This window comes from Amycolatopsis aidingensis, from assembly GCF_018885265.1.
GTDB lineage: Bacteria > Actinomycetota > Actinomycetes > Mycobacteriales > Pseudonocardiaceae > Amycolatopsis > Amycolatopsis aidingensis.
Genome location: NZ_CP076538.1, coordinates 2460074 through 2472271, shown reverse-complemented (window position 1 = coordinate 2472271; position 12198 = coordinate 2460074). Strand labels below are relative to the sequence as shown.

Below are 12198 nucleotides of genomic sequence, written 5' to 3'. Positions count from 1 at the left end.
AGTACGCCGAACGGGCCAGGGAGGTTGAGCTGCTCAGGTGAGAAAACCGCGCAGCAACGAGGCCGTGCCCTCGATGTGCTCGGCCATGGCCTGGCGGGCGGCCACCGGGTCGCCGGCAAGGATGGCGTCCACGACCACCTCGTGCTGGGTGTTGGAGTGCTCGAGGTTGGGTTCCAGCAACGGGATCTCCTCCAGCAGCTCGTTGATCCGCATCCGCACGTCGGCCACCGCGGTTGTCAGCGAGCCGGAGCCGGTGACCTCGGCGATCGCCAGGTGCAGCCGGGAGTCCCTGCGCCGGTAGTCGGCGATATCCGCGGACCCGGTATCGGCAAGGGTGCTGGTGAGATGCCTGCGGTCGGCGGGGGTCAGCGTCCGGGAGGCCGCCAGCTCGGCGGCGCCGGTCTCCAGCACGTGCCGCAGGCCGAGCGCGTCCTCCAGCGCGGCGGGGTCGCGCGGCCTGCCATCGGCCCGCGGCGGGGGCAGGTTCTCGGTGACGAAAGTGCCGCCGTAGCGGCCCCGGCGGGAGGTGACGTACCCGGCGTCGGCCAGCGCCCGGATGGCCTCGCGCAGGGTCACCCTGCTCACCCCGAGGCGCTCGGCCAGCTCGCGTTCCGCGGGCAGCCGCTCCCCAGCACCGACCACGCCGAGCCGGATCGCCTGCAGCAGCCGCTCGACGGTTTCCTCGAAGGCGTTCCCGGCCCGCACCGGCCGGAACAGCGCATCGCCCGCGCTCCATCCGCCTTCGGACCGCACACTCACCGTCTCTCCTTACCTCGGCATCCGACACCGAGTGTAGGCGGCGGTTCGCTCAGCACTCGATGACGTTCACGGCGAGCCCGCCGCGCGCGGTCTCCTTGTACTTGACCTTCATGTCCGCACCGGTCTCGCGCATGGTCTTGATCGCCTTGTCCAGCGCGACGACATGGCTGCCGTCACCCCACATCGCCATCCGCGCGGCGTGGATGGCCTTCGAGGCACCGACGGCGTTGCGCTCGATGCACGGGATCTGCACCAGCCCACCCACCGGATCACAGGTGAGCCCGAGGTGATGCTCCACGCCGATCTCGGCGGCGTTCTCCACCTGCGCCGGGGTCCCGCCGAGGACCTCGGTGAGCCCGGCAGCCGCCATCGCGCAGGCGGAGCCGACCTCGCCCTGGCAACCGACCTCGGCCCCGGAGATCGACCCGGTCTGCTTCAGCACCGAGCCGATCGCACCCGCGGTGAGCAGGAAGGTGATCACACCCTCCTCGGTAGCGGTGCGGATGAACCGGGTGTAGTAGTGCAGCACCGCGGGGATGATGCCGGCGGCGCCGTTGGTCGGCGCGGTCACCACCCGCCCGCCGGAGGCGTTCTCCTCGTTGACAGCCAGCGCGTACAGGCTGACCCAGTCCATCGCGTGCAGGGCGTCCCCGGCGCCGTCCTGGGCACGCAGCTTGTCGTGCAACGCCTTGGCCCTGCGCGGCACCTTCAGCCCGCCGGGCAGTACCCCGTCGTGCTCGCAGCCGTTGCGCACGCACTCGACCATCACCTGCCAGATCTCCAGCAGGCCCGCCTTGATCTCGTCCCCCGTGCGCCAGCACAGCTCGTTGCGCATCATGACCTGGCTGACCGGCAGGCCGGAGGTACGGCACTGCTCGAGCAGGTCGGCTCCGGTACGGAAGGGGTGCGGCACCGGGGTCGAGTCCTCGACGATCACCGGATCGCCCTGCATGGCGGACTCGTCCAGCACGAACCCGCCGCCCACCGAGTAGTAGACCCGTTCGCGCAGCACCGCGCCGTCCGCACCGAAGGCCCGGAAGGTCATCCCGTTCGGGTGCGCGGGCAACGACCTGCGCCGGTGCATCAGCAGGTCCTTGTCCACCGCGAAGGAGATCTCGTGCTCGCCGCGCAACAGCAGCCGCCGGGACTCCCGGATGGCCGCGACCCGGTCGGGCACGGAGTCAGTGTCCACCTCCTCCGGCCGCTCGCCCGCGAGGCCGAGCAGGACGGCCTTGTCGCTGCCGTGGCCGTGTCCGGTGGCGCCGAGCGAGCCGAACAACTCGGCGCGCACCCTGGTCGTCTCCCGCAACAGGCCATCGGCAGCGAGCCCGTCCACGAATGTTCGCGCGGCCCGCATCGGGCCCACGGTGTGCGAACTGGACGGCCCGATTCCGATCGAGAACAGATCGAAGACGCTGATGGCCATCGTCGGCTCCTAACGTCTTGCCAGGAGGGAGCTGGCTTCCTGGGCGGCGGGGGTGTGGGTGTCCAGATGCTCCAGCCCCTCCGGCAGGGACTCACCCCGATACCGCTTGGTCTGGGCATACAACCGGCCCGCCCGATACGACGACCGCACCAGCGGACCCGCCATCACCCCGGCAAACCCCAACCGCTCCGCCGTACGCGTATGCGCCACGAACTCCTCCGGCTTCACCCACCGATCCACCGGCAAATGCCGCGGCGAAGGCCGCAAATACTGCGTAATCGTCACAATCTCACACCCCGCCCCACCAGATCAGCCAACGCCGGCTCCACCTCATCCGGCGACTCCCCCATCCCCAGAATCAAATTCGACTTCGTCACCAACCCCGCATCCCGCGCCCGCGACAACACCTCCAACGACCGCTCATACCGAAACCCCGGCCGCACCCGCCGAAACAACCGCGGCACCGTCTCCACATTATGCGCCAGCACCTCCGGCCCCGAGGAGAACACCTCCCCAACTGACCCGGATCAGCATTGAAATCCGGGATCAACAACTCCACCCCCGTCCCCGGATTCACCCCATGAATCTGCCGCACCGTCTCCGCATACAACCACGCCCCACCATCCGCCAGATCATCCCGCGCCACCCCCGTCACCGTCGAATACCGCAACCCCATCGCCCGCACACTCTCCGCCACCTTCCGCGGCTCCGCCACATCCAACGCCGCAGGCCGACCCGTATCAATCTGACAGAAATCACACCGCCGCGTGCACTGATCCCCACCAATCAGGAACGTCGCCTCCCGATCCTCCCAACACTCATAAATATTCGGGCACCCCGCCTCCTCACACACCGTGTGCAACCCCTCACGGCGCACCAACCCCTTCAACTCCGTGAACTCCGGACCCATCCGCACCCGCGTCCTGATCCACGACGGCTTCTTCTCAATCGGCGTCTCACTGTTACGCACCTCAAGACGCAACAACTTCCGACCGTCGGGAGCCACCCCACTCATGGCAGGTCCGCGTACAACGGGTGCTTCTTGGCCAGCAGCTCGACCCTGCCACTCAGTTCCTGCTGGGTGGCCTCGTCGAAGTCCGGGCGCAGCGCGGCGGCGATGATGTCGGCGACCTCGGCGAAGTCGTCGGCGGCGAACCCGCGGGTGGCCAGTGCCGGGGTACCGATCCGCAGGCCGGAGGTGACCATCGGCGGACGCGGGTCGAACGGCACCGCGTTGCGGTTGACCGTGATCCCGATGCTGTGCAGCCGGTCCTCGGCCTGCTGCCCGTCCAGGGTGGAGTTGACCAGGTCCACCAGCACCAGGTGCACATCGGTGCCACCGGTGAGCACCCGGACCCCAGCCGAAACGCAGTCCGGGTGGGACAGCCGGGCGGCCAGCGTCTTGGCGCCGTCCAGCACGCGCTGTTGCCGCTCCCGGAACTCCTCACTCGCGGCGATCTTCAGCGCCACCGCCTTGGCCGCGATGACATGCTCCAGCGGCCCGCCCTGCTGACCGGGGAACACCGCCGAGTTGAGCTTCTTGGCCAGCTCCTTCTTGGCCAGGATGATGCCGCCGCGCGGCCCGCCGAGGGTCTTGTGCGTGGTGGTGGTCACCACGTCGGCGTGCGGCACCGGGCTCGGGTGCAGCCCGGCCGCGACCAGGCCGGCGAAATGCGCCATGTCCACCATCAGCTTGGCGTCCACCGCGTCGGCGATCCGGCGGAACTCGGCGAAGTCGAGCTGCCGGGGATAGGCCGACCAGCCTGCGATGATCAGCTTCGGCTTGTGCTCGCGGGCCAGCTTCTCCACCTCGGCCATGTCGATCTGGCCGGTCTCCTTGTCGACGTGGTATGGAACCACGTTGTAGAGCTTGCCGGAGAAGTTGATCTTCATCCCGTGCGTGAGGTGCCCGCCGTGCGCCAGGTCGAGACCGAGGATGGTGTCCCCCGGCTCGAGCAGGGCGACCATGGCGGCCGCGTTGGCCTGCGCACCGGAGTGCGGCTGCACGTTGGCGTACTCGGCGCCGAACAGCTCCTTGGCCCGCTCGCGCGCCAGCGTCTCGACGACGTCCACATGCTCGCAGCCGCCGTAGTACCGCCTGCCGGGGTAGCCCTCGGCGTACTTGTTGGTGAGCACGGATCCCTGCGCCTCGAGCACGCCAACCGGGGCGAAGTTCTCCGAAGCGATCATTTCCAGGGTGTTCTGCTGCCGCTTACGCTCCTCGGCCACCGCCGCGGCGACCTCGGGATCCACAGTGGACAGATTGGCGTTGAACGAGTCCATGCTCACTCTCCTTCCTCGACGACCTTCGAGTACTCCTGCGCGTCCAGCAGTTCCGGCATGCTCTCGGTGCGCACGCGGAACAGCCAGCCCTGCTCGTAGGGGTCGGAGTTGATCACTTCGGGCGCGTCCGCTGCGGCCTCGTTGATCTCCACGACCTCGCCGGTGACCGGGGCGTACAGCTCGCTCACCGACTTGGTGGACTCGATCTCGCCACAGGGCTCACCCGCGGTGATGTTGTCCCCGACCTCGGGCAGCTGCACGAACACGATGTCGCCGAGGGACTCCGCGGCGAAGGAGGTGATGCCGACGGTGGCCACGCCGTCCGCGGCGCTCAGCCACTCGTGCTCCTTGGTGTAGCTCAGGTTCTCCGGGATGTTGCTCATCGGTCCGCTTTTCCTCACTTCGCGCGCTTGTAGAAGGGCAGGGCGACGACCTCGACCGGTTCGAGGCGGCCCCGGATGTCGACGGAGAGGCCGGTGCCCGGCTCGCTCAGCCGGGGCGGCAGGTAGGCCATCGCGACGGGGTGTCCCAGCGTCGGGGACAGCGCCCCGCTGGTCACCTCGCCGACCTCCTGCTCACCGTCGAGGACACGGTAACCGTGCCGCGGCGCCCTGCGCCCGGTGCCACGCAGGCCGACCAGCACCTGCTCGGGTTCGCCGTGCTTCTCCAGCGCGGTGCGCCCGACGAAGTCACCCGATTTGTCGAATTTCACCAGCCTGCCGAGGTTCGCCTCGAACGGGGTCAGCCGGACGGTCAGCTCGTTGCCGTACAGCGGCATGCCTGCCTCCAGCCGCAGGGTGTCCCGGCAGGCCAGCCCGGCGGGCAGCAGGCCGTCCGGTTCACCGGCCTCGGCCACCAGCCGCCAGACGGCGGGCGCCTCGCCCGCGGGGCAGAACAGCTCGAAGCCGTCCTCACCGGTGTAGCCGGTGCGGGCCAGCAGCAGCTCGTGCCCGCCCAGCACCGCGGGGGTGGCGGCGTAGTACTTCAGCGCGTCCAGGCCGCCCTCCAGCTCGACCGAGTCCAGCAGGCCACGGAGGATGCCGACGGCCCGGGGGCCCTGCACGGCGATCAGGGCGGTCTCCGCCGAGCGGTCGGTGACCACGGCGTCGAACCCGCGGGCCCGGTCGGTCAGCTCGGTCACGGCCACCGCCGCGTTGCCCGCGTTGGCCACCACCATGAACCGTTCCTCACCGGGGCGGTAGACGACCAGGTCGTCCAGCACGCCGCCGGTCTCGTGGCACAGCATGGTGTAGCGGGCCCTGCCCACCTTGATACCGGCGATGTTGCCGACCATGGCGTAGTTCAGCGCGCGCCCTGCTTCCGGGCCGGTCACCTCGATCTCGGCCATATGCGAGAGGTCGAACTGGCCCGCGGTCTCCCGGACCGCCCTGTGTTCGGCGAGCTCGCTGGAGTACCGCACCGGCATGGACCAGCCGGCGAAGTCGGTGAACGAGGCACCGAGCTCGGTGTGCACCTCGTGCAGTGGAGACTGCGTGGTCATCCGGGTACTGCTCCTCAGTTCTCGTAGGCGGAAAGCGGCGGGCAGGAGCAGACGAGGTTACGGTCGCCGTGCGCCCCGTCGATCCGGCGCACCGGCGGCCAGTACTTGCCCTTCGCCTTCGCCTGCGGGAACGCGGCGAGCTTGCGGTCGTAGGGCAGGTCCCAGTCCTGGGCCAGCATCTCCGCGGTGTGCGGGGCGCCGCGCAGCGGGCTCTGCTCCACCGGCCAGCGACCCTCGGCCACGTCGTCGATCTCCTTGCGGATCGCGATCATCGCATCGCAGAAACGATCCAGCTCGCCGACGTCCTCGCTCTCGGTCGGCTCCACCATCAGGGTGCCAGCCACCGGGAAGGACATGGTCGGCGCGTGGAAGCCGTAGTCGATCAGCCGCTTCGCCACGTCCTCCACGGTCACCCCGGTCCGTTTGGTCAGTGCCCGCAGGTCGAGGATGCACTCGTGGGCGACCAGATCGTGCTGCCCGGTGTAGAGCACCGGGTAGTGCGCGGACAGCCGGGCGGCCACGTAGTTGGCGGTGAGGACCGCGACCTTGGTGGCTTCGGTCAGCCCGGCAGCGCCCATCATCCGGACATATGCCCAGGAGATCGGCAGGATCGAGGCCGAGCCGAACGGGGCTCCGGCAATCGGGCCCACCCCGGTTTCCGGGCCCGCCTCCGGCAGCAGCGGGTGGTTGGGCAGGTAGGGCGCCAGATGCGCGCGCACCGCGACCGGGCCGACGCCGGGACCACCGCCGCCATGCGGGATGCAGAAGGTCTTGTGCAGGTTCAGGTGCGAGACGTCGCCGCCGAACCGCCCTGGCTCAGCCAGGCCGAGCAGCGCGTTCAGGTTCGCCCCGTCCACGTACACCTGCCCGCCCGCGTCGTGCACGATCCGCGCGAGCTCCTCGATGCCCTGCTCGTACACGCCGTGCGTGGACGGGTAGGTCACCATGATCGCGGCCAGGGTGTTCGCGTGCTCCCCTGCCTTGGCCCGCAGGTCCTCCAGGTCGACATCCCCGTTCGCGGTGCAGGCGACCACGACCACGCGCATCCCGGCCAGTACGGCGGAGGCGGCGTTGGTGCCGTGCGCCGAGGAAGGGATCAGGCAGACGTCCCGCTCCGGCTGACCATTCGCCCGATGGTAGGCGCGGATAGCCAGCAGGCCAGCCAGCTCACCCTGGCTGCCCGCGTTGGGCTGCAGGGACACGCTGTCGTACCCGGTGACCTCGGCCAGCCACCCGCACAGCTGGTCGACCAGTGTGCGGTAGCCCGCGGCGTCCCCGATCGGGGCGAAGGGGTGCAGCCCGGCGAACTCCGGCCAGCTGATCGGCTCCATCTCGGTGGTCGCGTTCAGCTTCATGGTGCAGGAGCCGAGCGGGATCATGCCGCGGTCCAGCGCGTAGTCCTGGTCCGCGAGCCGGCGCAGGTAGCGCAGCATCGCGGTCTCCGAGCGGTGGGCGTGGAAGACCTCATGGGTGAGGTACTCGCCGCCGCGGGCCAGTCCCGGCGGGAGCGCGTCGGCCACGGCAGGCTCGGCCTCGGCCCCGAAAGCCACGAGCACCTTGCGCAGCACGGCGCCGGAGGTCGCCTCATCGCAGGCCACCCGGACATGGTCGGCGTCGACAAGGCCGAGATTGATCCCGGCCTCCCTGGCCGCGGAGACCACCGCGGCCGCCCGGCCGGGAACCCTGGCCAGCACGGTGTCGAAGAAGTGCTGGTGCACCACCTCCACCCCGCCGGTGCGCAGTGCCTCGGCCAGCCCTGCGGCCTGGCCGTGTACCCGGCGCGCGATGGCCGCCAGCCCGTCCGGGCCGTGGTAGACGGCGTACATCGCGGCGAGCACCGCGGGCAGTACCTGCGCGGTGCAGATATTGCTGGTGGCCTTCTCCCTGCGGATGTGCTGCTCCCGCGTCTGCAGCGCGAGCCGGTAGGCCGGTGTGCCCGCCTCGTCCACCGACACGCCGACCAGCCTGCCCGGCAGCGAGCGCTCCAGTCCGGCGCGGACGGCGAGGTAACCGGCATGCGGGCCGCCGTAACCCATCGGCACGCCGAACCGCTGGGTGGTGCCCGCGGCAAGATCGGCGCCGAACTCGCCGGGGGCGGTCAGCAGGGTGAGCCCGAGCAGGTCGGCCGCCGCGCAGTAGAGGGCGCCAGCCTGCTTGGCCCGCGCGCCGACCTCGGTGTAGAAGCCGGGCTCACGTAGCACCCCGGAGGCGCCGGGATACTGGACGACCACGCCGAAGCAGCCGTCCTCGGGCAGGTCCTCGGCCAGGTCCCGCACGTCCACCTCGATCCCGAGCGCCTCGGCGCGGGTGCGGACCACGGCAATGGTCTGCGGGAGACATTCGGCGTCCAGCACCACCCGCTGGGACTTCGACTTGGACACCCTTCGCATCAACAGCACCGCCTCGGCGACCGCGGTCGACTCGTCGAGCAGCGAGGCGTTGGCAGTGGTCAGGCCGGTGAGGTCGGCGACCATGGTCTGGAAGTTGAGTAGGGCCTCGAGCCTGCCCTGGGAGATCTCCGGCTGGTACGGCGTGTACGCGGTGTACCAGGCCGGGCTCTCCAGCACGTTCCGCCGGATCACCGAGGGGGTGACGGTGTCGTAGTAGCCGAGGCCGATCATCTGCACCATCGGCCGGTTGCGCTCGGCCAGCGCGCGCAGTTCGGCGGTCGCCTCCTGCTCGGTGGCGGCAGGCGGCAGGTCCAGCTCGCCGGTGCTGCGGATCGCCGTCGGCACGGCCGCCTCGACCAGCGCGTCCAGGCTGCCGTAGCCGCACTCGGCAAGCATCTTGGCCTGCTCGGCAGCGGAGGGGCCGATGTGACGCGTCGCGAACGACATGTGGGAGCTCCTCTTCTCGTAGCGGGCGGGCATGCCCGTTGCCGCTGGGAACTCCCCCTCTGTCATGGCACCTGAGAGTTTCACCACCGGCCGCCTGACGGCGGCAAACGGCTTTCACCTTGGGTGAGGCTGGTCAGCCTGCTTTCCAGAGTGGCCTCGCCTGAGCGGTAGCTGTACCTGAGAGATTGGCGGGGAGCTTGCTCCTTCGGTGCCCCGTCCGCGCTGGTGACGCGACGGAGACTCTCCCGCTCCGGCTCGTTCGGCCTCGATATTCAGTTTCCGGGGCTCATCCCCGTAGAGGAGTAAAGTACGCGCCGGGGCAGCCACCCGTCTACCACCAGCGGCGCTACGTGATGAACCAGGCATTGGCCGTGGTTGACCCGTTCGGCGGTACTCGCTAACAACCCCGCCCACGCCGGGCGTCATCACCCGATCGTGTATCGAACATGTGGTCGATACCGCGGTAGTCTGGGGTTGTGACCAGGACTTTCGGCACCGACACCTCCCGCATGAGCGAGGAGGAACTCCTGACCGCGCTGGGCGAACTCGAACAGCAGCGGCGAGCTCTGTACGCCCGGGAGCTGGCGGTCCTGGCCGAACTCGACGGCCGCGACACAGCCAGCCAGCAGGGCTACCGCGACCTCCCGACGTTGACCCGGGAGATCCTGCGGGTCAACCCGTCTGACGCCCGCCAACGGGTGGCCCACGCCCGGGCGGTGGTGCGGCGCTACGGCCCCGATGGGATACCCCTGGAACCCGACCTGCCCGAGGTCGGCGCCGCCGCGGCCGAAGGAGCGATCGGGCCGGAACACATCGAGACCATCCGCGCCACCGTGGCCCGGTTCCCGCAACCCGTCAGCCTGCCCGACCGGGAACACGCCGAAGCGCTGCTGACCAAGGCCGCGCGGGAGTACGAACCCCACACCATCACCACCCTGGGCCGGGAAATCCTGGCCCGCCTGGACCAAGACGGCACCCCACCCACCGAAGACGAACTCGCCCGACCGGAACGCTCCCTGGACTGGCGACAAACCCGCGGCGGACGACTCCGCGACACCTTCGACCTCGACGCCGAAACCGCCGCGGTACTGACCGGGCTGATCGAACCCCGCGCCAAACCCGCCAGCACCAAAGAGGAGCCGGATCGCCGGAGTAAGTTCCAGCGGCAAGGGGACGCGTTCGCCGACGTGCTGCGCGTGGTAGCGGGGTGTCCGGAGGAGGGGCCCACCGAGGCGGGCGAACCCTTCACCGTCATGGTGACCATCACCCTCGACGACCTCAAACACGGCACCGGATACGGGCTCCTGCACGGACAGGAGTCCTACTCCGCCGCCCAATCCGGCGGATGGCCTGCGACTCCTACATCGTGCCCGCCGTCCTGGGCAGCAAAGGCGAAATCCTCGACATCGGACAACGCACCCGCACCGTACCCCTGGCCATCCGCAGAGCCTTGATCCTGCGGGACCACGGGTGCACCTTCCCCGGCTGCCGCAGAAAACCCAAACAATGCCACGCCCACCACGTCACCCCCTGGGCCCTCGGAGGACCCACCGCCCTGCACAACCTCACCCTGCTGTGCTGGTACCACCACAACCTCATCCACCACACCGACGGGCACGTCCGCATACGCAACGGACTACCCGAATTCCTACCCCCGGCCTTCCTCGATCCCGGAACGAAGACCCAGACGCAACCTCCTCCACCACCAAGGAAAGGAAGACACGTGAGCCCTTACAACGGGGTGACGTACGCGCCGGAGATACCGCCATCCACCAGGAACTGCGATGCGGTAATGAAGGAAGCGTCGTCGCTGGCGAGGAAAGCGACCGCGGCGGCGATCTCCTCCGCCTCCGCGAACCGGCCCATCGGCACGTGCACGAGCCTGCGCTCGGCCCGCTCCGGATCCTTCGCAAACAGCTCCTTGAGCAAGGGTGTGTTCACCGGTCCGGGGCACAGGGCATTCACCCGGATGCCCTCGCGGGCGAACTGCACGCCGAGTTCGCGGCTCATCGAGAGCACCCCGCCCTTGGAGGCAGTGTAGGAAATCTGCGAGGTCGCCGCGCCCATTACCGCGACAAATGACGCGGTATTCACGATCGAACCCTTGCCCTGCCGCTGCATATGCGGGATCGCGTACTTGCAGCACAGGTACACCGAGGTCAGGTTCACCTGCTGCACCTTGTTCCACGCCTCGACACCGGTGGTCAGGATCGAGTCGTCCTCGGGCGGGGATATCCCGGCGTTGTTGAACGCGACGTCCACCGAGCCGAACTTCTCGACGGTGGTCTGGAACAGCGACTCGACCTGCGTCTCCTCGGTGACGTCGGTGGGAACGAACTCGCCGCCCACCTCCTCCGCCGCGGCCTTGCCCGCCTCGGCGTCCAGATCGGCGATGACCACCCTGGCGCCCTCGCCGGCGAGCCTGCGGGCCGTGGCGAGGCCGATGCCACTGCCGCCGCCGGTGATCACGGCGACCTTGCCAGCGAACCGCTGGGAATAATCGGAAAGCGTCATCTTTGTCCTTTCAGGTGAAATTAAATGTTTCCTATTTACTCGGCAGTCGGACCACGACCGGCGGCGGTTGTGATCTTTCCACGGCGTTTAGTTGTCTGATCGAGCCGATAACCGGCGAAAGGAGCACTCCCGTGACTGACCAGGATCTTCCGCCACAACCGGAGGAACAGGACGGCACGAAACCATTCGGTCGTAAACAATTCCTGCAAATGGCCGCCGCCACCGCCTCCCTGCCCGTACTGGCCGCGACCACCGGGGCGGCGGCCGGCACTCCGAACGACGCAGCGAGCGCCGCGCCCGCCGAGCAGCAGCGCCCGAAGTCCCTCGAACCCACCCCTGCCTGCGACGACGGTGACGACCCCACGCCACCGCAAACCGAGGGACCGTATTTCAAGCGCAACTCGCCGGAGCGGGCCTCGCTGCTGGAACCGGGAATGAATGGCACGGTACTGACCATCAGCGGGCAGGTCTTCGCAGCCAGGTCCTGCCGCCCGATCGGCCAGGCCCTGCTGGATTTCTGGCAGTGCGACACCCGCGGTATCTACGACAACTGGGGTTACCGGTTGCGCGGGCACCAATTCACCAACGCCAATGGCGAGTTCCAGCTCACCACCATCTGGCCAGGGCTTTACACCGGCCGTACCCGGCATATCCACGTCAAGGTCCAGGCCCCGTACCAGCGGGTACTCACCTCGCAGTTGTACTTCCCCGGTGAGCCAGGCAACTGGCGTGACCCGATCTTCGACCCGCGGCTGGTGATGGACGTCAGCAACGGACCGGGCGGTACCCGGGTGGCGGCGTTCGACTTCGTGCTCAACGTGCCCTACTGATACCCCTGCACCGGCGGCGGGCGTCCTGGGCAGGAGCGCCCGCCGCCG

9 protein-coding genes, 2 pseudogenes and 2 riboswitches are annotated in these 12198 nt (G+C 69.0%); of the genes and pseudogenes, 3 read left to right on the top strand and 8 right to left on the bottom strand.

Features of this window, described 5'->3' with window-relative positions; genetic code table 11:
• Nucleotides 1-33: 33 nt before the first annotated feature.
• The 7 genes and pseudogenes from KOI47_RS11765 to gcvP all read right to left on the bottom strand — a co-directional run bounded on the left by KOI47_RS11765 (nucleotide 34) and on the right by gcvP (nucleotide 8806).
• Nucleotides 34-753, bottom strand: a complete 720-nt coding sequence (locus tag KOI47_RS11765; protein WP_216217252.1) for a FadR/GntR family transcriptional regulator — start codon at nucleotides 751-753, stop codon at nucleotides 34-36.
• A gap of 55 nt (nucleotides 754-808) precedes the next feature.
• A complete protein-coding gene (locus tag KOI47_RS11760; RefSeq protein ID WP_216216010.1) occupies nucleotides 809-2185 on the bottom strand; it encodes an L-serine ammonia-lyase in 1377 nt (458 codons plus the stop codon).
• A 9-nt stretch (nucleotides 2186-2194) separates the two neighbouring features.
• Nucleotides 2195-3200, bottom strand: a pseudogene (gene lipA, locus KOI47_RS11755) (lipoyl synthase).
• Complete coding sequence (gene glyA / locus KOI47_RS11750) at nucleotides 3197-4468, bottom strand: serine hydroxymethyltransferase (RefSeq protein WP_216216009.1); 1272 nt, start codon at nucleotides 4466-4468, stop codon at nucleotides 3197-3199. The pseudogene lipA and the gene glyA overlap by 4 nt, the downstream one beginning before the upstream one ends.
• 2 nt (nucleotides 4469-4470) lie before the next feature.
• Nucleotides 4471-4851, bottom strand: coding sequence for a glycine cleavage system protein GcvH (gene gcvH, locus KOI47_RS11745; protein ID WP_216216008.1), 381 nt, complete (start codon nucleotides 4849-4851; stop codon nucleotides 4471-4473).
• Between the two features lie 14 nt (nucleotides 4852-4865).
• Nucleotides 4866-5969, bottom strand: coding sequence for a glycine cleavage system aminomethyltransferase GcvT (gene gcvT / locus KOI47_RS11740; RefSeq protein ID WP_216216007.1), 1104 nt, complete (start codon nucleotides 5967-5969; stop codon nucleotides 4866-4868).
• A 14-nt stretch (nucleotides 5970-5983) separates the two neighbouring features.
• Nucleotides 5984-8806, bottom strand: coding sequence for an aminomethyl-transferring glycine dehydrogenase (gene gcvP / locus KOI47_RS11735; protein ID WP_216216006.1), 2823 nt, complete (start codon nucleotides 8804-8806; stop codon nucleotides 5984-5986).
• Between the two features lie 49 nt (nucleotides 8807-8855).
• A riboswitch (glycine riboswitch) is annotated at nucleotides 8856-8961 on the bottom strand.
• A riboswitch (glycine riboswitch) is annotated at nucleotides 8962-9064 on the bottom strand. It abuts the riboswitch before it with no gap.
• A gap of 218 nt (nucleotides 9065-9282) precedes the next feature.
• Between gcvP and KOI47_RS11730 the strand changes: the two genes are divergently transcribed.
• Both KOI47_RS11730 and KOI47_RS36370 read left to right on the top strand, forming a co-directional pair.
• Complete coding sequence (locus KOI47_RS11730) at nucleotides 9283-10260, top strand: DUF222 domain-containing protein (protein ID WP_216216005.1); 978 nt, start codon at nucleotides 9283-9285, stop codon at nucleotides 10258-10260.
• A pseudogene (locus tag KOI47_RS36370) lies at nucleotides 10152-10400 on the top strand (HNH endonuclease signature motif containing protein); the annotation flags it as partial. The gene KOI47_RS11730 and the pseudogene KOI47_RS36370, both read left to right, overlap by 109 nt.
• 137 nt (nucleotides 10401-10537) lie before the next feature.
• Here KOI47_RS36370 and KOI47_RS11720 read toward each other — a convergent pair.
• Entirely contained in the window at nucleotides 10538-11320 is a 783-nt protein-coding gene (locus KOI47_RS11720; RefSeq protein ID WP_216216004.1) for a 3-oxoacyl-ACP reductase, read from the bottom strand.
• 131 nt (nucleotides 11321-11451) lie between these two features.
• Between KOI47_RS11720 and KOI47_RS11715 the strand changes: the two genes are divergently transcribed.
• A complete protein-coding gene (locus KOI47_RS11715; RefSeq protein WP_232376692.1) occupies nucleotides 11452-12150 on the top strand; it encodes a dioxygenase family protein in 699 nt (232 codons plus the stop codon).
• Nucleotides 12151-12198 lie beyond the last annotated feature (48 nt).

Coding starts and splice junctions, on each gene's coding strand:
- KOI47_RS11760 (WP_216216010.1), bottom strand. CDS start 2,185: ATGGCCATCAGCGTCTTCGATCTGTTCTCGATCGGAATCGGGCCGTCC.
- glyA (WP_216216009.1), bottom strand. CDS start 4,468: ATGGACTCGTTCAACGCCAATCTGTCCACTGTGGATCCCGAGGTCGCC.
- gcvH (WP_216216008.1), bottom strand. CDS start 4,851: ATGAGCAACATCCCGGAGAACCTGAGCTACACCAAGGAGCACGAGTGG.
- gcvT (WP_216216007.1), bottom strand. CDS start 5,969: ATGACCACGCAGTCTCCACTGCACGAGGTGCACACCGAGCTCGGTGCC.
- gcvP (WP_216216006.1), bottom strand. CDS start 8,806: ATGTCGTTCGCGACGCGTCACATCGGCCCCTCCGCTGCCGAGCAGGCC.
- KOI47_RS11720 (WP_216216004.1), bottom strand. CDS start 11,320: ATGACGCTTTCCGATTATTCCCAGCGGTTCGCTGGCAAGGTCGCCGTG.